Here is a 19,501-nt window from a genome sequence, read left to right as displayed (position 1 = left end):
GGGTCACGGGTCGGTCGGGAGCAGACGCACCCGGCCGAGCCCGAGCAGCAGGAGCGGGTCGAGGTACTCGAACGCTCCCGCTGCGCCGTCGGGCGACGGCCGGCGCAGGCCCCAGTGCAGGCAGGCGGCCACCGGGCACCCGCGGTGCCCGGGTTCGAGGACGCCGAGGGCGTCGCCACGGCGGACCCGCGCGCCCGGGGCGACGGTGACCGCGACCGGCTCGTAGGTGGTGCGCAGGCCGTCGGCGTGCTCGACGGAGACGACGCCGTGTCCCGCGACCCGGCCGGCGAAGACCACGACCCCGTCGCCCGCCGCGACCACCGGCGTCCCGGGACGCCCCGCGAGGTCCGCGCCACGGTGACCCCGGCCGTAGTAGTGCGGCGGCGGGTCGAACAGCCGCGTCACCGCACCCGGCGCACCGGACGTCGCCGGCGCGCCACCGCCGGCCGTCCAGGGCACCGGCCAGCCGAAGGCACCGACGGGCACGACGGGCGGGGGAGCGGGCGCGGCGCGCGCCGGGGCGGTGAGCACCAGAGCGAGGGCGAGGGCGGCGAGGAGGCAACGCTTCACACGGACTTGGACGCAGCCGGGGCGCCCGCGGCTCCCTCGGACCTCGCGACCGAGATCACGAGCGCGTCACGCACCTCCGGAGGCCGATCCGCGTGTGTCAATACCCGGAACATGCCTGACAGGGCGTGCCGGGGAGATGCCTGACAGGTGGGTCATCGGCGGGGGTGGGGGTGGGTGGCGCCGATGGAGAAGGTCTCGATGCGGCTGGAGCCGTAGTAGATGTGCAGGCGGCCCTTGTCGCGCAGCAGCCCGACGGTCAGGCCGGCGAATCGGGCGTCGAGGTAGAGCTTGCGTCCGGCGTAGCCGATCCGCCCGCCGCGGTTGACCTCGCGCAGCAGCGCGCCGGCGGGCAGGTGGGCGTCGGCGGGTTCGACCTCGAGCACGGGCAGCACGGTGGGCGCGCCGGGCCGGTATCGCTGGGCGGGGAGGGCGCCGTCGAGGCTCTGGTGGGGCCGGTAGGTGTTGTAGTGCTCGGTGAACTCGGCGAACAGTGCGCGGGCCTGGGCCATCGTCGCTGGGGCCGGGCGGCGGGCCAGCCAGCCCCGCGCGGTCTGGTGCAGTCGTTCGATCTTGCCGCAGCAGCGGGGGTTGTAGGGCCTGGAGTGGGTCAGGCGGACCCCCGCGGCGGTGACCTGGCGTTCGAAGCTGACCGTGACCGCGCGCAGCCGCCCGGTGAAGCACAGCCCGTTGTCCGAGAGCAGCCCGGCGGGCAGCCCGTGCCCGGCGACCGCGGTGCGCATCGCGGTCCAGGCCAGGCTGGAGGTCAGCGCCTGGCCGAGCTCGATCCCCACACAGAACCGGGAGTGGTCATCGATGATGTCGACCGCCCAGTACCCGTGCCCGTCGGCGAGGTGGTGCATCGCCCCGTCGATCTGCCAGAGCTCGTTGCCGTGCGCGTAGGTGAACCGCTGCCCCTCATCACGCCCACCGGGCCCGGCGCCGCGGCGCCGCCGCAGCGCCCCGTCGCCGTGGCGGGCCAGCACCTGCTGCACCGTCGATGTCGCCGGCACCGGATCGACCCCCTCGAGGACCAACCGATCCCGGATCTTGCGCGGGCCCCAACCCTGCTCCTTGCGCAGCTCCAGGATCCGGTCGGTGAGCACCTCGCCGACCAGACCCGGCGAGCGATGCGGGCGACGAGACCTCGGTGCCAGACCCTCGAGGCCCTCAGCGTCGTGGCGACGCTTCCAGTCGTAGAACGTCTCGCGGCTGATCCCGTGGCGGCGACACACCTCACTGACCGACCGGCCCGACCAGCCCGGCTCCATCAACACGGCCAGACGCTGCTCCACGACATCCATCACCCTCAGCGGCATCCACCAGCGCACCAGAAGTACCGGGCTGTCAGGCATCTCCCCGGCACGGCGTGTCAAGGATGTCGCCGGTCACGACACACCTCCGGAGGCCGATCCGCGTGCACAGCGCACTCCTGATCTCCACGACGTCTCCACGACATCGCCACGACGTCGGCAGGAACGCCCGCCCCGGCGTGTCGCGCGAGCGAGCGTGTGGCGATCCTGTCGTTGAGCGTCAGCGTGGCCGCCACGCTGGCACACCCCGTGTGCGCAGGCGAGCGGGGGTGGCGACGCCCGCGGGGAGGCGGGCAGGGGTGCGCGGGTACACTCGTGACCAGCGGTCCGTCGTCTCCTGCTCCGTCCGGAGTCGCACGGGCCGACTTCGCGTGTCCTCTCAAGCGCCCGCACGTCGAGCGCTGCCAGAGCCGCATCCGGGCGGTCCCGCCGAGCGGGTTCCGGATCGGCCACGAGGGCACCAGGGCGGCGGCCCGGCCGGGACCGTCGCGACAACCGCCAGGCCTGGTCAGCGCACCGGGCCGCCGAGAGAGGTAGTTCCACCGCATGGCCGTCGTCACGATGCGCCAGCTGCTGGACTCGGGTGTCCACTTCGGACACCAGACCCGCCGCTGGAACCCCAAGATGCGCCGCTTCATCTTCACCGAGCGCAACGGCATCTACATCATCGACCTGCAGCAGACGCTGTCCTACGTCGATCGCGCCTACGAGTTCGTCAAGCAGACCGTCGCCCACGGCGGCACGGTGCTCTTCGTCGGCACGAAGAAGCAGGCCCAGGAGGCCATCGACGAGCAGGCGCGTCGCGTCGGCATGCCGTTCGTGAACCAGCGCTGGCTGGGCGGCATGCTCACCAACTTCACCACCGTGCACAAGCGCCTCCAGCGCCTCAAGGAGCTGGAGGCCATGGAGCAGAGCGGGGGCTTCGAGGGTCGCACCAAGAAGGAGATCCTCATGCTCACCCGCGAGCACGACAAGCTCGAGAAGACGCTCGGCGGTATCCGCGACATGGGCCGCGTGCCCAGCGCGGTGTGGGTGGTCGACACCAAGAAGGAGCACATCGCGGTCGGCGAGGCCCGGAAGCTCAACATCCCGGTCGTCGCCATCCTCGACACCAACTGCGACCCGGACGAGGTCGACTACCCGATCCCGGGCAACGACGACGCCATCCGCTCGGCGGCGCTGCTGACCCGCGTGGTCGCCCAGGCGTGCGCCGACGGCCTGCAGGCCCGCGGCCAGCGCGACGGCGGCGAGCGCGGGGCCGACGAGCCGCTCGCCGAGTGGGAGCAGGAGCTCATGGGGCAGGGCTCGACCGTCCAGGGCGGCGACGGCGCCAGCGCGCCGACCGGCCTGGAGCAGGGCAGCACCAGCTCCGCCGTCGACGCCCCCGGCGACTCGCCGGCCGCCTCGCCGGCCGCCGAGGAGACGACCAACGCGATCGGCGACGACACCACCCCGGTGAGCCGTCCCGAGCGCACCGGCGGCACCGTCGACGCGAACTCCGAGGGCGACGACAACGCGATCGCCGCCGCGCCCGAGGCCGGCCAGCAGAACGGTGCCCCGACCCCGCAGGGCGGGGCCGGCTGACGGTCGGCGGACGCCGCACCGCGAGCCCCGCACGACACGACCCACACACCAACAGGGACGGACGAGAGCCGCACCATGGCGAACTACACCGCTGCGGACGTGAAGAAGCTCCGGGACCTCACCGGGTCCGGGATGATGGACTGCAAGAAGGCCCTCGAGCAGAACGAGGGCGACCTGGACAAGGCCGTCGAGGCCCTGCGCATCAAGGGTGCGAAGGACGTCGGGAAGCGGGCCGGCCGCACCACGGCGAACGGCATCGTGGCCGCCCGTGACGGGGCGATGATCGAGCTCAACTCCGAGACCGACTTCGTCGCCAAGAACGCCGACTTCGTCCAGCTCGCCGAGGACATCCTCGGCGTCGCGCTCGCGAGCGGCACCAAGGACCTCGAGTCGCTCAAGGCCGCCTCCCTCGGCGAGGGCACGGTCGACGACAAGGTCCAGGAGCTCTCGGCGCGCATCGGCGAGAAGCTCGAGCTGCGCCGCGTCGCGCTGCTCGACGGGCCGACCGCGACCTACCTCCACCGCCGGTCCTCGGACCTCCCGCCGGCCATCGGCGTCGTCGTCGGTTACACCGGCGACGGCGACGACGCGGCCGACGCGGCCCGCGGCGCGGCCATGCAGGTCGCGGCGGCGCGCCCCCTCTACACCACCCGCGACGAGGTCCCCTCGGACGTGGTGGAGAACGAGAAGCGCATCGCCGAGGCCACCGCCCGCGAGGAGGGCAAGCCCGAGAAGATCCTCGAGAAGATCGTCGAGGGTCGCCTCAACGGCTACTACAAGGACACCGTGCTCCTCGAGCAGGACTCGGTGTCGGTGGACAAGAAGACGGTCGCCAAGGTGCTGGAGGAGGCGGGCGTCTCGGTCCGCACCTTCGCGCGCTTCGAGGTCGGCCAGCCCTGAGTCGTGCGGGGGCGGGGCGCGGGCACACGCCCGGCCCCGCCCCCGACGCACTCGCAGAGCACGTCCCCGTCGGTGGGAGGAGAGCGCGTGGCCAGTCCCCAGACCGTGTCGGACGCGGGCCCCGATGCCCGTTCCGGACATCGCCGGGTCCTGCTCAAGCTCGGCGGCGAGATGTTCGGCGGCGGCGGGGTCGGGGTCGACCCGGTGGTCGTCCAGACCGTCGCCCGCCAGATCGCCGACGTCGTGCGCTCCGGCATCCAGATCGCCGTCGTCATCGGCGGCGGCAACTTCTTCCGCGGCGAGGAGCTGCACCGCTACGGCATGCAGCGCCAGCGCGCCGACTACATGGGCATGCTCGGCACGGTCATGAACTGTCTGGCCCTGCAGGACTTCCTCGAGCGCGAGCACCACATCGACACCCGCGTGCAGACCGCCATCACCATGGGCCAGGTCGCCGAGTCGTACATCCCGCGCCGCGCGATGCGCCACCTCGAGAAGGGCCGCGTCGTCATCTTCGGCGCGGGCGTCGGCATGCCCTACTTCTCCACCGACACCACGGCCGCCCAGCGCGCGCTGGAGATCGAGTGCGAGATCGTCCTCATGGCCAAGGGCGTCGACGGCGTCTACACGGCCGACCCCAAGCTCGACCCCACGGCGACGATGTTCCACGAGATCTCCCACCGCGAGGTGCTGGAGAAGGGCCTCAAGGTCGCCGACGCCACCGCGTTCAGCCTGTGCATGGACAACAACATGCCGATCATGGTGTTCAACCTGCTGGTGGACGGGAACATCGCCCGTGCGGTGCGGGGTGAGAGGATCGGCACGCTGGTCCAGACCCCCTCCGGGCCCTGAGGAGAGGCGACACATGATCGACGAGACGCTCCTCGACGCCGAGGAGAAGATGGAGAAGGCGGTCAGCGTCGCCAAGGAGGACCTCGGCGGTGTGCGCACCGGCCGGGCCAGCCCCGCGATGTTCAACCGCATCAGCGTCGAGTACTACGGCGCCTGGACGCCGCTGAACCAGCTAGCGTCGGTGCAGGTGCCCGAGGCCCGCATGGCCGTCATCAAGCCCTACGACGCGAGCCAGCTGGGCAGCATGGAGCGCGCGATCCGCGACTCCGACCTCGGCGTCAACCCCAGCAACGACGGCCAGATCATCCGCGTGGTGTTCCCGCAGCTCTCCGAGGAGCGCCGCAAGGACATGGTCAAGGTCGCGCGCAGCAAGGGCGAGGACGCCAAGGTGTCCATCCGCAGCGTGCGGCGAGGCGCCATGACCGAGCTCCAGCGCATCGTCAAGGACGGCGAGGCCGGCGAGGACGAGGAACAGCGCGCCGAGAAGGAGCTCGAGACCGTCACGGCGCGGTACGTCGCCCAGGTCGACGACCTCGTCAAGAACAAGGAAGCCGAGCTCCTCGAGGTCTGAGGTCACCATGCCCTCCTCCGCATCGCGGCCCCGGCGGCCGGCCGCCGGGACGTCTGCCGGGACATCCGCCGACACGTCCTCCACGGACGCCGTCGCCGGTGGCCCGGTGACCCCCGCGGAGGAGAGGCCGGCGGAGAAGAAGCCCTCCCGCGCCGGGCGCAACCTGCCCGTCGCCATCGGCGTCGGCCTCGCGATGGGCGCGGTCATCCTGGTCGCCCTGCTCACCGTGCGGCAGGCGTGGATCGGGATCGTCGCGATCTCCGCGGTGATCGGCACCTGGGAGCTCTTCGGCGCCCTGCACCGCGGCGCCAGCATCCGCCTCTCGCGCGTCCCGGTGCTGGTCGGCGGGCAGGCGATGATCTGGCTGGCCTGGCCGTTCGGCACCGAGGGCATCCTCGGCGCCCTGCTCGTCACGGTGCTCGGCTGCTTCCTGTGGCGCATGCGGCTCGGCGCGGCCGGGTTCGTGCGCGACGTGGGCGCCTCGATGCTCGTGCTCTGCTGGGTGCCGCTGTGCATGGCGTTCGCGACGATGCTCGTCGTCCCCGCCGACGGCACGGCGCGCGTCCTGACGTTCCTCATCGTCGTCATCTGCTCCGACACCGGCGGCTACGCCCTGGGCGCGCTGTTCGGCAGGCACCCGATGGCGCCGAAGGTCAGCCCCAAGAAGTCGTGGGAGGGCCTCGCCGGGTCGATCGTCGCCGGGTCGACGGGCGCGTGCCTGTCGATCGCGTTCCTGCTCGACGACCACTGGTGGTTCGGCCTGATCGTCGGGCCGCTGCTGGTGGGGACGGCCGTCACGGGCGACCTCGTCGAGTCCCTCATCAAGCGCGACCTCGGCATCAAGGACATGGGCAGCACCATCCCCGGTCACGGCGGGCTGATGGAGCGCCTCGACTCGCTGGTCACCTCGGCGCCGATGGCCTGGCTGCTGCTCCTGGTGCTGGTCCCCGTCCACACGTGACGCGCCACCGCGAGAGGGACGTCGTCGAGTCCCCCAACATCTGGCGCTGGCCCGAGGTCTACGAGCGCGAGAACGAGGCCCAGGACGCCACGGGCGCGCTGTGGGACACGGTCGCCGAGCTCGCCCCCCACGACGGCGCGGACGTCGTCGACGTCGGGTGCGGCGACGGGTACCACCTGCCGCGGTTCGCGCAGCGGGCGCGCAGGGTGGTCGGGGTCGAGCCTCACGCTCCGCTCGTCGCCCGGGCCCGCGAACGCGTCGCCGGCCTCCCGGGCGTCCGCGTCGCGCCGGGGAGTGCGGCCGCCCTGCCGCTGCCCGACGACTCGGCCGACGTCGTGCACGCCCGGACGGCCTACTTCTTCGGGCCCGGCTGCGAGCCCGGCCTCGCGGAGGCGTCCCGCGTGCTGCGCCCCGGTGGGGTGCTCGTGGTCGTCGACCTGGACGCCACCCGCCACTCCTACGGCTCCTGGATGCGCGCCTCCGCCCCGCGCTACGACCCCGGGGCCGCCGAGCGCTTCTTCGCCGGCCAGGGCTTCGCGGCGCGTCGCGTCGACACCCTCTGGCGCTTCACCGACCGCACGACCCTCGCCGACGTGATGCGGATCGAGTTCACTCCCGCCGTCGCGCAGAAGGCGATCGACGGCACCCCGGGCCTCACCCTCTCGGTGGGCTACCGCGTGCACACGCGCCGCGAGCCGGCCGGTCTCCTGCGCCCCTGAGTTACCCAACGGATATATCAGTCCGTCGCCCGGGATCTCTTGACGTGATCTCGGTCACGGTCGCACTCTGGTTGCGCCAAGCGAAACCTGGTTGCACTCCTCGCAACCACCGTCCGAAGACCGGCTCGGGGGCCGCCGGACGCGCGACGAAGTGAGGTGCTGATGACGGACGTCCTGCCCACCCGGTCGACGGTGGAGCTCGTGCCGGAGCCGTCGTCCACGGTGGTGACGAACCCCGGGATCCTGCTCTACCCGCGGCTGCGCAAGTCGCCGTACTTCTGGAAGTCGCGGGCGCACGGCGTGGCGATGTACAGCGTCTACAACCACACGTACCACCCGCGTCACTACGGCGACCCGATCGCCGAGTACTGGGCGCTGCTCGAGGACGTGACCCTCTGGGACGTCGGCGTCGAGCGCCAGATCGAGATCTCCGGGCCGGACGCCTTCGCGTTCACCAACATGCTCGTGCCACGCGACCTCACCAAGTGCGCGGTCGGCCAGTGCAAGTACGTCTTCCTCACCGCACCCGACGGCGGGATCGTCAACGACCCGGTGCTGCTGCGCGTCGAGGACGACCGCTTCTGGCTCTCGCTCGCCGACTCCGACGTCGGGCTGTGGGCGAGCGGCCTGGCGCACGCCGGGGGCTGGGACGTGACGGTCCGCGAGATCGACGTCGCCCCGGTGCAGGTCCAGGGTCCGAAGGCCAAGGCCGTCGTCACCGACCTGTTCGGTGCCGACGTCGCCGAGATGCCGTACTACCACCTGCGGCACGCGGTGATCGACGGCATGGAGGTGGTCGTCAGCCGCACCGGCTACAGCGCGGAGATCGGCTACGAGATCTACCTGCGCGACGCCGTCCGCAACGCGGGCCGGCTCTGGGACCGGGTGTGGGAGGCGGGGCGCCCGCACGGGATGCGCCCGATCGGTCCGTGCCACATCCGGCGCATCGAGGGCGGCATGCTCGCCTACGGCTGCGACATCACGCTCGACACCAACCCGCTCGAGGTCGGCTACGACTACACGTGGATGGTCGACCTCGGCCAGGAGGCCGACTTCGTCGGCAAGGACGCGCTGATCCGGGCCAAGGCGCGCGGGCTCACGCGGTCGATGGTCGGCGTCGAGATCGGCGGCGCGCGCCTCGGCACGTTCAACGACGGGTCGATGATCGAGCCGTTCACGGTCCGCAACGAGGCGGGGGAGTTCGTCGGCACCGTGACCAGCGCCTGCTGGTCGCCGCGGCTCGAGCGCAACATCGGCCTCGCGATGGTCGCCACGCCGTCGACGCCGATCGGGACGACGCTGCAGGTCGTCACGGACGACGACGTGCGCGACGGCGTGGTGGTCGAGAAGCCGTTCGTCGACCCGCGCAAGCAGACCCCCAAGGGCTGAGCGGGCCGGTCATGGACCACGTCACCACCCTGGGGACCCTCCTCGCCCACCCGCGCTTCGAGGTGGCGCCGACGGCGGACGTGCTGGAGGTCGCCGCCGACCTCCCGGCGGGCGCGACGGTGACCGTCACCGCCACGCCGAGCCGGGGGGTGGCGGCCACGGTGGACGTGGCCGTCGCGCTCGCCGCGCGCGGGTTCGCGACGGTGCCCCACCTCGCGGCGCGCAGCGTGCGCGACCGCGGCGAGCTGGCCGGGCACCTCGACCGGCTCGCCGCGGCCGGGGTCCGCGAGGTCTTCGTCGTCGGCGGCGACGCGCGCGAGCCCGCCGGGGACCTGCCCGACGGGCTCGCGCTGCTGCGGGCCATGGAGGACCTCGGCCGGCGCCCGCCGCGGGTGGGCGTCCCGTCCTACCCCGACGGCCACCACCGGTTCGCCGACGACGTGCTGTGGGCCGACCTGCGGGTCAAGCAGTTCCACGCCGACTACACGGTGACGCAGCTGTGCTTCGACGCCGACCTCGTCGCCCGGTTCGCCGGGGCGGCGCGGGACCGGGGGATCGACCTGCCGGTGATCGCCGGTGTCCCGGGCGTCGTCGACGCCGCACGCCTGCTGCGGCTGTCGGTGCGGATCGGGGTCGCCGACGCGGTGCGGTTCGCCCGCTCCCACCGCAGCACCGCCGGCGCGCTCCTGCGGGGTGGGCGCCACACCCCCGACGAGCTCGTCGCGGGCCTCGCGGCGACCCAGGTGACCGGCGCTGGCGACCTCGCGGGGCTGCACCTCTTCACGTTCAACCAGATCGAGCCGACCGTGCGGTGGCTGTCGCAGGCCCGCCGCACGGCCGCGTGAGTACCCCCGAGGAGGGGCCGTGACACCGTTCCCGGACCGGGCCCAGGTCGTCGTCGTCGGCGCCGGTATCGTCGGCAACGCCGTCGTGCACCACCTCGCGCGGCTGGGGTGGCGCGACATCCTGCTCGTCGACAAGGGGCCGCTGCCCGATCCGGGCGGGTCGACCGGCCACGCGTCGAACTTCGTCTTCCCGGTCGACCACTCCCGCGAGATCACGCTGCTCACCGGCGACTCGGTGCGCCAGTACACCGAGCTGGGGACGCTGACGACCTGCGGCGGCATCGAGGTGGCGCGTACTCCCGAGCGGGTCCAGGAGCTCGACCGGCGGATGTCGTCGGCGCGGGCGTGGGGGATCGACGCGGAGCTGATCAGCCCCGCCGAGGTCGCGGAGAAGGTGCCGTTCCTCGATCCCGCGCCGGTCCTGCGGGGGTTCTGGACCCCCTCGGTGGCCGTGGTCGACCCGCTGCGCGCGGGCGAGCTGATGCGCGAGCGGGCCGTCGCCGCGGGCGCGCTCACCGTCTCCGCGCTCACCGAGGTGCTCGCCATCGACACGGAGGACGGCCGGGTGCGCCGCGTGCGCACCGACCGCGGGGACGTCGACACCGAGTACGTCGTGGTCGCGTGCGGCGTGTGGAGCCCGCGCATCGCCGCGCTCGCCGGCGCGACGATCCCGCTGACGCCCGCCGTGCACCAGATGATCGACGTGGGCCCGATCGCCGAGCTCGCGGCGACCGGCCGGGAGATCGCGTTCCCGATCATCCGCGACATGGACCCGTTCATGTACGAGCGGCAGAGCGGCGCCGACCTCGAGATCGGCTCCTACGCCCACCGGCCGATCCTCTGCGACCCCGACGAGATCCCCTCGATCGCGGCCGCGGCGCTCTCGCCGACCCAGCTGCCGTTCACCGCGGACGACTTCGACCCGCAGATGGAGGCGGCCCTCGAGCTGTTCGCCGGCATCCTCGACCGGCCCGACGCCGGCATCCGGCACGCCATCAACGGCCTGCTCTCGCTGACCCCGGACGGGCACCCGCTGCTGGGCGAGACCCCGGAGGTGGCGGGGCTGTGGTCGGCGGCCGCCGTGTGGATCAAGGAGGGCCCGGGGGTCGGGCGGCTGATCGCCGAGTGGATGACCGCGGGCGTGCCCGAGATCGACCCGCACGCCGCCGACGTCGCCCGCTTCGCCCCGCACGAGCGCACCCGCACCCACGTGCGCGCCCGCGCCGCCGAGGGCTACAACAAGACCTACGGGATCCTCCACCCGCGCGAGCAGTGGGGCTCCGACCGCGGCGCCCGACGCTCGCCCTTCTTCCCGCGCGAGGAGGCCCTCGGCGCCGAGTTCTTCGAGGTCGCGGGCTGGGAGCGCCCCCAGTGGTACCGCGCCAACGAGCCCCTGGTCGCCGAGCTCGGCGTCGAGGGCCGCCCCCACGAGTGGGATGCGCGCTGGTGGTCGCCGATCATCAACGCCGAGCACCTGGCGTTGCGCCGTGGCGTCGCGATGATCGACCTGAGCGCCTTCGCCCAGTTCGACGTGTCCGGTCCCGGGGCGCTCGCGTACCTGCAGCACCTCACCGTCGCGCAGATGGACCGGCCGGTCGGGCGCGTGATCTACACGCCCGTGCTCGGGCCCGACGGCGGCTTCCGCAGCGACCTGACCGTCGTGCGCCTCGGCGACGAGCACTTCCGGGTGGTCACCGGAGGCTCGGACGGTGCGCGCGACCGGCACTGGTTCCGGCGTCACCTGCCCCGCGACGGCTCGGTCGCCCTCGCCGACCTCACCTCCGCGGTGTGCACCCTCGGGCTCTGGGGTCCGCGGGCGCGCGACGTGCTGGCGGCGGTCACCGACGACGACGTCAGTGACGCCGCCTTCCCGTTCGGGACCGCCCGCACGGTGCTGATCGGCTCGATCCCGGCCCTCGCGCTGCGCCTGTCCTACGTCGGCGAGCTCGGGTGGGAGCTGCACGCGCCCACCGAGTGCGGCCTGCGCCTGTGGGACACGATCGCGGAGGCCGGGGCGCCGCACGGCATCGTCCCCGCCGGGATCGGCGTCTACGGCACCACGGGCCGCCTCGAGAAGGGCTACCGGCTCATGGGCCACGAGCTCGACGGCGAGCACGGGCCCGTCGAGGCGGGGCTCGCGCTGCCCGGGCTCAAGGCGGCCGACTTCGTCGGCAAGGCCGCGTACACCAAGGCCCGCGAGGGCGAGCCGGAGGCGACGCTGTGCACGCTGCGGCTCGACGGCGCGTACCGCTTCCCGCAGGGCGGCGAGCCCGTGCTGACGAGCGACGGCGCGCGGATCACCGACCGGCGCGGCCGCCCCTCGTACGTCACCAGCGCGGGTGCGGCGCCGTCGCTCGGGACCTACCTGCTCATGGCGTACCTGCCGCCGTGGCACGCGGTCGAGGGCACCGGGCTGCTCGTCGAGTACCTGGGGGAGCGGTACCCGGTGACGGTCGCGCGCGCCGGCCGGACGCCGCTGTTCGACCCCGACGACAGCCGGATGCGGTGACCGGCCCGATGGACGTCCTGGTCTGCATCAAGCGGGTCCCCGCGGTGGGCGCGGAGATCGCGCTGACGCCCGACGCCACGGCGGTCGACACCCGCCACCTCGGCTTCACCCTCGGCCCGCACGAGGAGTGCGCGGTCGAGGAGGCCGTGCGGATCGCCGGGCACACCGGCGGGTCGGCCGGCGTGCTCACGGTCGGGCCGCCCGAGGCCGACGAGCAGCTGCGCTACGCGATGTCGATGGGCGCCGACCACGCCGTGCGCGTCGAGGCGCCCGTCAGCGACCCCGACCCGGAGGTGACGACGGCGGCCGTGGTCGGCGCGCTGCCCGACCTGCGGCCCTACGATCTCGTGCTGTTCGGCGAGGCGTCGGCCGACGCGGGGCACGCGCAGGTGGGCTTCCGCGTCGCCGCGCTGCTGGGGCGCCCCGTGGTGGGCGGGGTGAAGGGGGTCGAGGTCGGCGACGGACGGGTGCGCCTGGAGCGGCACGTCCCCGACGGCGTCGAGGTGCACGAGGCGCCCCTGCCCGCGGTGGTCGCCGTGCTGGAGGGCCTCAACCTGCCGCGCTACCCGACGATCAAGGGCCGGCTGCGGGCGAGGAAGGCGCCGATCCGGGTGCTCCCGGGACCGGCCGTCGCCGGAGGTCTGCGGACGCTGCGGCTGCGCCACCGGCCCGAGGCGCGCGCGGAGACCGTCGTCCTGGGGCACGGCGCTCCGGCGGCCGGCGCCGTCGTCGACGTGCTGGCCGACCTGGGGATGGTGCGCTGATGGTCCTCGCGGTGATCGAACGCGACGGCGACGGCCTGACCGCCGCCTCCGCGGAGGTCCTGGCCACGGCACGAGACCTGGCGGACGGGCTGGGGGCGACCGTGGGGGCCGTCGCTGTCGGGGACGCGGGCGACCTGCCCGACGACCTCGTCAAGCGCGGTGTCTCGACGCTCCATCTCCTGCGCCACGAGCTGCTGGCCGACGGCGAGCCGGCGACCGTCGGCGAGGCGCTCGCGCAGCTCGTGACGGCCGAGCGACCCGTCGCCGTGCTCGCGGCGGCCACCGACGCGGCCACCGAGGCGATGGCCGGGGCGGCGGCACGGGCCGGGGTGCCGCTGGCGACGGCGTGTGTGGAGATCCGACCGGGCGCCCCGTGGGAGGTCACCCGCGAGCGGGCCGGCGGCATCCTGCTCGAGGACGCCGCGCTGGACGCGCCGATCCACTTCTGCACGCTCGGCACCGGCACCCGCACACCCACCGAGACGGCCCCGTCGGTGGAGGTCGCCGAGGTGACCGTGCGCACGTTCGTCCCGCAGCTCGACGCCGCGGTGCCGCGCGCCCGGCTCGTCGAGCGTCGCGCGCGGGCGGCCGGGATGACCCTCGCGACCGCGCCCGTGGTGGTGTCCGGCGGGCGGGGCGTCGGCAGCGCCGAGGGCTACGCGGTGCTCGAGGAGCTCGCAGGCCTCGTCGGCGGGGCCGTCGGGTGCTCGCGGGTCGCCACGAACAACGGGTGGCGCCCGCACGCCGACCAGGTCGGGCTCACGGGCACCCGGGTCAGCCCGGATCTCTACGTCGCGTGCGGGATCAGCGGTGCGACCCAGCACTGGGTGGGATGCATGAACGCCCGCGCGATCCTCGCCGTGAACACCGATCCCGAGGCGCCGATGGTGGCGCGGGCGACGTGGGCGGTGATCGGCGACGTGCACGAGGTGCTGCCCGCGATCGTGGAGGAGATCCGGCGGCGCTCCGAGGCCTGACGGAGAGCCCCGACGGAACGGTGCCGACGGTCGGGGCTGGCGTCCGGACCAGGCGTGCGGTCGCGTTACCGTGGATGTCGTGTCCTACCCCCCTCCCCGCCCGCCGTCGGGGTATCCCGGTCCCGGCGGGTACGGCGGTCCCGGCGGTCAGCGCGGCCGAGGTGCCCCGCCGCCCCGGCGCGGCCGCGCCGTGCGCATCGACCCCGTGCTCGTCGAGCTCGGGGCCGGGCTGGTGTGGCTCGCGGTGGGCACGCTCGGTCTCGCCGCCGACGGCGCGGGCACGCTCGTGCTCGCGGTCGGCATCGCGATCGCCATCGGCATCGGGGTGGAGAACCGCCGCCGCGGGCCGCGCCCGTTCGACACCTCGCGGTCCACGGAGCTCCTGCGCCTCGGCGGCGGGGTCGTCGTGGCGGTGATCATCGCCTCGATCCTGCTCGGCCTCCTGTCCGCCTCGGCGTTCCTGCCGGGGCTGGCGCTGGTGCTCACCGGCGGCGCGTTCGTGCTGCTCAGCCGCGCCACCGGGCAGCGCCCCACGCGCTGGCTCGGCATCGCGCTCGTCGTCGCGGGCCTGCTGTCGGTGCTGATCAGCACGGGCACCGCGGGCGGGTTCGTCTCGCAGGGGCTGCTCGGGGTGCTCGCGGGCGTGCTCCTGCTCGTGTCCGCCGCCGACCGCGTCGGCCTCGTCGAGATGCTGCGGGACCGCGCGCGATGACCGAGCCCACCCTCGAATCCGCCGGCGACGCCGCGGGGCCGGTGCTCTCGCTGTCCCCGCGCGGCACCCGTCGCTCCCGCCCGGCGCGCCACCTGGCCGACCTCGACCCGGCGGGCCGCCGTGAGGCCGTCACCGAGCTGGGCCTGCCCGCCTTCCGCGCCGACCAGCTCTCGCGGCACTACTTCACGCGCCTCGAGGCCGACCCGGACGCGATGACCGACCTGCCGGCCGCGGCCCGCGAGACGCTCGCGCCGGCGCTGCTGCCGGAGCTGCTCACGCCGACCTCGGTGGTCGACTGCGATGGCGGCGCCACCCGCAAGACGCTGTGGCGGGCGAACGACGGCGCGCTGGTCGAGAGCGTCCTCATGGGCTACCCGGACCGCGCCACCGTCTGCATCTCCAGCCAGGCCGGGTGCGGCATGGCGTGCCCGTTCTGCGCGACCGGCCAGAACGGGCTCGAGCGCAACCTGTCGACCGCCGAGATCGTCGAGCAGGTGCGCACGGCGGCCGCCGCCGTCAAGGCCGGCGAGCTGGGCGGCGAGCTGCGCCGCCTGTCCAACGTCGTGTTCATGGGCATGGGCGAGCCGCTGGCCAACTACCGCCGCGTCGTCGACGCCGTGCATCGGCTCTGCGACGCGCCGCCGGCCGGCATCGGGCTCTCGCAGCGTTCGGTGACGGTGTCGACGGTCGGGCTCGTCCCGGCGATCCACCGGCTGGCCGACGAGGGCCTGCAGGTCACGCTGGCGGTGTCGCTGCACACCCCCGACGACGAGCTGCGCGACACCCTCGTGCCCGTCAACACCCGCTGGCCGGTCGCCGAGGTGTTCGCCGCGGCGCGGCACTACGCCGAGGTCACCGGGCGCCGCATCTCGATCGAGTACGCGCTGATCCGCGACGTCAACGACCAGCCGTGGCGCGCCGACCTGCTGGCCAAGCTGGCGTCGAAGCACCTCGGGCGCCTGGTGCACGTCAACCTCATCCCGCTCAACCCGACGCCGGGCAGCAAGTGGGACGCGAGCCCCGCCCCGGTGCAGGCGGAGTTCGTCCGCCGCGTGCGCGACGGCGGCGTGGCGTGCACCGTCCGCGACACCCGCGGTCGCGAGATCGCCGCCGCCTGCGGGCAGCTGGCCGCCACCGCCCAGCAGTGATCGGGACGTGAGCACCCCGGCGGGCCGCTGGCAGGTCCACCGTCTCGTCCCCTCCGGCACCGAGGGCGCGCCGGACGCGGACACCGCCACCTGGATCCGCGCCATGAGCGCAGCGTTCCTGGGCGGGCGGCCCACGCCCGAGACGATCGCCGCGCAGGCGTCGATGATGGCCGGCCACCGCCTGCGCGGGGTCTACGAGCCCGGCGACACCGCACCGGTGGCGACCCTGCGCTCGTGGGACGCGCGGATGAGCGTGCCGGGCGGCGAGGTCGCGGCCGACGCCGTCACCTCGATCGGCGTGCGCTCCACCCACCGCCGCCGCGGCCTGCTGCGCGCGGTGCTGGTCGACGACCTCGCGGAGGCGTCGCGCGCCGGCACCCCCGTCGCCGCCCTGACCTCCACCCAGGGCTCGCTCTACGAGCGCTTCGGCTTCGGCCTGGCGACGTGGACGCGGACGGTGCGCGTCGACACGCACGCGGCGACGTTCCGCGACCCCGGACCCACCGGGCGGCTGCGCACCCTCGACCCGGCCGGCTTCGCCGCCGCCTCCGCACCGGTCCAGGACCGCGCGCGGCGCCGGCACCCCGGCTCGATGGACCGCTCGGCCGCGTCGTGGCACGCGCTGATCACCGGCGGCGTGTACGACGACTCGCCGCGCTACGCGATCGGCTGGTCCGACGCCACCGGGCGCCCGGCCGGCTACGTCGTCTACGGCGTCGCCGAGGGGTGGTGGAGCACCGGGTCGGCGCGGATCGCGGTCCACGACCTGCAGGCCACGACGCCCGAGTCGTACCGCGAGCTGTGGCGGCACGTCTGCTCGCTCGACCTCGTGGGCACGGTGAGCTGGTCGGACGCGTCGGTCGACGAGCCGCTGCCCTGGCTGCTCGCCGACCCGCGGGCCGTCGAGTCGGGCCCCGTCCGCGAGATGCTGTGGCTGCGGATCCTCGACGTGCCCGCCGCGCTCGGGGCGCGCCGCTACCCCGTCACCGAGCAGATCGTGCTCGCCGTGGACGACCCCGCCGGCTACGCCGCCGGGACCTGGCTCCTGGACGCTGGCGACCCCGTGGCGCCGCGCGTCGTTACCACCACCGCCGAGCCCGACGTCGCCCTGGACGCGGCGACGCTCGGCTCGCTCTACCTCGGCGGCGTCGACCCGCGCGTGCTCGCGCGGGCCGGGCGCCTCGAGGAGCGCACGCCGGGCGCGGCCGGCCGGCTCGCCCGGTTGCTCGCCGCGCCGAGCGCCCCGTGGAACGGCACCCGGTTCTGACCGCTCACACCTCGGGCGGCTCGTCGGGTACATCGTCGGGAACGCCGTCGTCGCGGTCGGCCCAGTCGAGCAGGGCGCGCAGGTCGAACACCTCGTCGTCGATCCGCGCGTGCAGGTCGCCCAGCTCCGCGTAGCGCGCGGGCATCGTCGCGATCGTGAAGTCGCCGGGCTCGGCGTCGTCGATCTCGTCCCAGCGCAGGGGCGCCGACACCCGCCCCTCGGGCGTGCCGCGCACCGAGTAGGCCGACGCGATCGTGTGGTCGCGGGTGTTCTGGTTCCAGTCGAGGAAGACCGTGCCGGGCTCGCGGTCCTTGCGCCACCAGGCCGTGGAGACGAGGCCACCGGCGCGCCGCTCGACCTCGCGGGCGAACGCGAGCGCGGCCCGCCGCACCTCGGTGAAGGAGTGCTCGGGGCGGATGCGGACGTAGACGTGCAGGCCCTTGCCGCCCGAGGTCTTGGGGAAGCCGACGGCGCCGAGCTCGTCGAGGACCTCGTGGGCCACCGCGGCCACGCGCCGGATCGTGCCGAACTCGACGCCCGGCATCGGGTCGAAGTCGATGCGCCACTCGTCGGGCGTCTCGACGTCGGCGGCGCGGGTGTTCCAGGGGTGGAACTCGACGGTCGACATCTGGACCGCCCACACGACGTCGGCCGGGCTCGTCACACAGAGCTCGTCGGCGGTGCGGTTGTAGCGCGGGAAGTGCACGCGGACCGTGCGCACCCAGTCCGGTGCGCCCTTGGGCAGCCGCTTCTGGTGGACCTTGTCGCCGTCGACGCCGGTGGGGAAGCGGTGCATCATGCAGGGCCGCTCGTAGAGGGCGCGGACGATGCCGTCGGCCACCGAGAGGTAGTACTGGGCGAGGTCGAGCTTGGTTTCTCCCCGCGCCGAGAAGTACACCCTGCCCGGGTTGGTCAGCCGCACGGTCCGGCCGTCGACCTCGATCTCCGCGGCCTCGGTCACGGCGGCACGATACCGGCAACACCCACGACACCGACGGAGATTCATGAGCAAGCGCATCGTCGTCATCGGCGGCGACGCCACCGGCATGTCGGCCGCGTCGACCGCCCTGCGCCACGCCGGGGACGGCGAGCTCGAGGTGATCGTCCTCGAGCGAGGTCACTACACGTCCTACTCCGCGTGCGGCATCCCGTACTGGATCTCCGGGCACGTCGGCGACCGCGACGAGCTGATCGCCCGCTCGCCCGAGGAGCACCGCGAGGCCGGCATCGACGTCCGGATGCGGACCGAGGCCACGGCGATCGACCTGGAGAAGCGGTCGGTGAGCGTGCGCGGCATCGACGACGGCGATGCCTACGAGCTGGGATTCGACGAGCTCGTCATCGCCACCGGCGCGGTGCCGACCGTGCCGCCGCTGGAGGGCTCCGACGCGCAGGGCATCTTCGGGGTGCAGTCGCTGGAGCAGGGCGAGGAGATCGTCAAGGACCTCGCCGACGGCGACCGCCGCCGGGCCGTCGTCGTGGGGGCCGGCTACATCGGCGTCGAGATGGCCGAGGCGATGGTCGTACGCGGCATCGAGACGACGATCGTCGACCAGGCGCCGGAGCCGTTCACGCAGGTCGACCCGGACATGGGCGCGCTCATCCGCGAGGCCATGGAGGGCATGGGGATCACCGTGCTCACCGGCGCCGGGGTCGACGGGTTCGACGTCGGCGAGGACGGGCGGGTCCGTGCCGTCCGGGCGGGCGACACGGTGCTCCCGGCCGACATCGTGATCATCGGGCTCGGGGTGAAGCCGAACGTCGCGCTCGCCGAGGACGCCGGGCTGACGATCGGCGCCTCGGGCGGGATCGTCACCGACGTGCGCATGCAGGCCGCGCCCGGCGTCTGGGCCGGCGGCGACTGCGTCGAGGTGCACCACCGCCTGTCGGGCAAGGGCGTGCACATCGCGCTCGGGACGCACGCGAACAAGCACGGCCGGATCATCGGCACCAACATCGCCGGCGGGTACGGCGCCTTCCCGGGCGTCATCGGCACCGCGATCAGCAAGGTCTGCGACCTCGAGATCGGGCGTACGGGGCTCACCGAGTCGGAGGCACAGGCGGCGGGGTTCGGCTACGTCAGCACGTCGGTCGAGTCGACCACCACGGCGGGCTACTGGCCGGGGGCGGAGACGATGACGGTGAAGGTGCTCGCCGAGCAGCGCACCGGGCGCCTGCTCGGCGCCCAGATCGTCGGGCGGCCGGGCTCGGGCAAGCGCATCGACGTCTTCGCCACGGCGATCTGGAACGCCATGACCGTGGAGGAGATGACGTTCATGGACCTCTCCTACGCCCCGCCGTTCTCGCCGGTGTGGGACGCGGTCCTCGTCGCCGCCCGCAAGGCCGCCAAGGAGGTCCAGGGCGAGATCCCGGCCTCCCCGGTCTGACGCCCATGTGAGCGAACTTCGGTGCGATAGCACCGA

The 19,501-nt window shown here is 73.9% G+C and carries 17 protein-coding genes and 1 pseudogene; 15 read left to right on the top strand and 3 right to left on the bottom strand.

Going from position 1 to position 19,501, the window contains the following annotated elements:
- Positions 1 to 3: 3 nt before the first annotated feature.
- Positions 4 to 570, bottom strand: coding sequence for a M23 family metallopeptidase (locus tag WCD41_RS26260; RefSeq protein ID WP_337718101.1), 567 nt, complete (start codon positions 568 to 570; stop codon positions 4 to 6).
- A 152-nt stretch (positions 571 to 722) separates the two neighbouring features.
- On the bottom strand, positions 723 to 1,862 hold the full coding sequence (locus WCD41_RS26255) for a helix-turn-helix domain-containing protein (RefSeq protein WP_337718099.1): 1,140 nt from the start codon (positions 1,860 to 1,862) through the stop codon (positions 723 to 725).
- Between the two features lie 564 nt (positions 1,863 to 2,426).
- On the opposite strand from WCD41_RS26255, the pseudogene rpsB reads away from it, so the two are divergent.
- The 14 genes and pseudogenes from rpsB to WCD41_RS26185 form a co-directional block, all read left to right on the top strand.
- Positions 2,427 to 3,189, top strand: a pseudogene (gene rpsB / locus WCD41_RS26250) (30S ribosomal protein S2); the annotation flags it as partial.
- Positions 3,190 to 3,539: 350 nt separating this feature from the next.
- Complete coding sequence (gene tsf / locus WCD41_RS26245) at positions 3,540 to 4,364, top strand: translation elongation factor Ts (RefSeq protein WP_337718097.1); 825 nt, start codon at positions 3,540 to 3,542, stop codon at positions 4,362 to 4,364.
- Positions 4,365 to 4,469: 105 nt separating this feature from the next.
- The gene (gene pyrH / locus WCD41_RS26240; protein ID WP_337718214.1) at positions 4,470 to 5,216 is read left to right on the top strand and encodes a UMP kinase; all 747 of its coding nucleotides are present in this window, start codon (positions 4,470 to 4,472) and stop codon (positions 5,214 to 5,216) included.
- A 13-nt stretch (positions 5,217 to 5,229) separates the two neighbouring features.
- Positions 5,230 to 5,787 (top strand): ribosome recycling factor, encoded by a 558-nt coding sequence (gene frr, locus WCD41_RS26235; RefSeq protein WP_337718095.1) that lies wholly within the window; start codon positions 5,230 to 5,232, stop codon positions 5,785 to 5,787.
- A 106-nt stretch (positions 5,788 to 5,893) separates the two neighbouring features.
- Positions 5,894 to 6,748 carry a phosphatidate cytidylyltransferase gene (locus WCD41_RS26230; protein ID WP_337718093.1) on the top strand — a complete coding sequence of 285 codons (855 nt, stop codon included), beginning with the start codon at positions 5,894 to 5,896 and terminating at the stop codon, positions 6,746 to 6,748.
- Positions 6,745 to 7,467 (top strand): class I SAM-dependent methyltransferase, encoded by a 723-nt coding sequence (locus WCD41_RS26225; RefSeq protein ID WP_337718091.1) that lies wholly within the window; start codon positions 6,745 to 6,747, stop codon positions 7,465 to 7,467. The genes WCD41_RS26230 and WCD41_RS26225 overlap by 4 nt, the downstream gene beginning before the upstream one ends.
- 162 nt (positions 7,468 to 7,629) lie before the next feature.
- Positions 7,630 to 8,856: a glycine cleavage T C-terminal barrel domain-containing protein gene (locus WCD41_RS26220; protein WP_337718090.1), complete on the top strand. Its 1,227-nt coding sequence runs from the start codon at positions 7,630 to 7,632 to the stop codon at positions 8,854 to 8,856.
- A gap of 11 nt (positions 8,857 to 8,867) precedes the next feature.
- Positions 8,868 to 9,701 (top strand): methylenetetrahydrofolate reductase, encoded by an 834-nt coding sequence (locus tag WCD41_RS26215; protein ID WP_337718088.1) that lies wholly within the window; start codon positions 8,868 to 8,870, stop codon positions 9,699 to 9,701.
- 19 nt (positions 9,702 to 9,720) lie between these two features.
- Entirely contained in the window at positions 9,721 to 12,210 is a 2,490-nt protein-coding gene (locus WCD41_RS26210; RefSeq protein WP_337718086.1) for a GcvT family protein, read from the top strand.
- An 8-nt stretch (positions 12,211 to 12,218) separates the two neighbouring features.
- Entirely contained in the window at positions 12,219 to 12,974 is a 756-nt protein-coding gene (locus WCD41_RS26205; protein WP_337718084.1) for an electron transfer flavoprotein subunit beta/FixA family protein, read from the top strand.
- Complete coding sequence (locus WCD41_RS26200; protein ID WP_337718082.1) at positions 12,974 to 13,951, top strand: electron transfer flavoprotein subunit alpha/FixB family protein; 978 nt, start codon at positions 12,974 to 12,976, stop codon at positions 13,949 to 13,951. Before WCD41_RS26205 ends, WCD41_RS26200 begins: the two co-directional genes overlap by 1 nt.
- 79 nt (positions 13,952 to 14,030) lie before the next feature.
- Complete coding sequence (locus tag WCD41_RS26195) at positions 14,031 to 14,663, top strand: hypothetical protein (protein ID WP_337718080.1); 633 nt, start codon at positions 14,031 to 14,033, stop codon at positions 14,661 to 14,663.
- Positions 14,660 to 15,811 carry a dual-specificity RNA methyltransferase RlmN gene (gene rlmN, locus WCD41_RS26190; RefSeq protein WP_337718078.1) on the top strand — a complete coding sequence of 384 codons (1,152 nt, stop codon included), beginning with the start codon at positions 14,660 to 14,662 and terminating at the stop codon, positions 15,809 to 15,811. Before WCD41_RS26195 ends, rlmN begins: the two co-directional genes overlap by 4 nt.
- Before the next feature lie 7 nt (positions 15,812 to 15,818).
- The gene (locus tag WCD41_RS26185; RefSeq protein WP_337718076.1) at positions 15,819 to 17,078 is read left to right on the top strand and encodes a GNAT family N-acetyltransferase; all 1,260 of its coding nucleotides are present in this window, start codon (positions 15,819 to 15,821) and stop codon (positions 17,076 to 17,078) included.
- 4 nt (positions 17,079 to 17,082) lie between these two features.
- Here WCD41_RS26185 and ligD read toward each other — a convergent pair whose 3' ends face one another.
- Positions 17,083 to 18,084 (bottom strand): non-homologous end-joining DNA ligase, encoded by a 1,002-nt coding sequence (gene ligD / locus WCD41_RS26180; RefSeq protein ID WP_337718075.1) that lies wholly within the window; start codon positions 18,082 to 18,084, stop codon positions 17,083 to 17,085.
- On the opposite strand from ligD, the gene WCD41_RS26175 reads away from it, so the two are divergent.
- Positions 18,083 to 19,465: an FAD-dependent oxidoreductase gene (locus WCD41_RS26175; RefSeq protein ID WP_337718073.1), complete on the top strand. Its 1,383-nt coding sequence runs from the start codon at positions 18,083 to 18,085 to the stop codon at positions 19,463 to 19,465. The genes ligD and WCD41_RS26175 overlap by 2 nt on opposite strands.
- The last annotated feature ends 36 nt before the right edge of the window (positions 19,466 to 19,501 follow it).

The sequence above is a fragment of the Actinomycetospora aeridis genome (assembly GCF_037400275.1).
GTDB lineage: Bacteria > Actinomycetota > Actinomycetes > Mycobacteriales > Pseudonocardiaceae > Actinomycetospora > Actinomycetospora aeridis.
The sequence above is the reverse complement of the archived record's forward strand: the minus strand, read 5'-3'. Positions and strand labels throughout refer to the sequence as shown.

Excerpts from the sequence above, each read along its gene's own strand:
- WCD41_RS26215 (WP_337718088.1), top strand. The coding sequence starts at position 8,868 with ATGGACCACGTCACCACCCTGGGGACCCTCCTCGCCCACCCGCGCTTC.
- frr (WP_337718095.1), top strand. The coding sequence starts at position 5,230 with ATGATCGACGAGACGCTCCTCGACGCCGAGGAGAAGATGGAGAAGGCG.
- WCD41_RS26220 (WP_337718090.1), top strand. The coding sequence starts at position 7,630 with ATGACGGACGTCCTGCCCACCCGGTCGACGGTGGAGCTCGTGCCGGAG.
- ligD (WP_337718075.1), bottom strand. The coding sequence starts at position 18,084 with ATGAATCTCCGTCGGTGTCGTGGGTGTTGCCGGTATCGTGCCGCCGTG.
- WCD41_RS26205 (WP_337718084.1), top strand. The coding sequence starts at position 12,219 with ATGGACGTCCTGGTCTGCATCAAGCGGGTCCCCGCGGTGGGCGCGGAG.
- WCD41_RS26200 (WP_337718082.1), top strand. The coding sequence starts at position 12,974 with ATGGTCCTCGCGGTGATCGAACGCGACGGCGACGGCCTGACCGCCGCC.
- rlmN (WP_337718078.1), top strand. The coding sequence starts at position 14,660 with ATGACCGAGCCCACCCTCGAATCCGCCGGCGACGCCGCGGGGCCGGTG.
- WCD41_RS26175 (WP_337718073.1), top strand. The coding sequence starts at position 18,083 with ATGAGCAAGCGCATCGTCGTCATCGGCGGCGACGCCACCGGCATGTCG.
- tsf (WP_337718097.1), top strand. The coding sequence starts at position 3,540 with ATGGCGAACTACACCGCTGCGGACGTGAAGAAGCTCCGGGACCTCACC.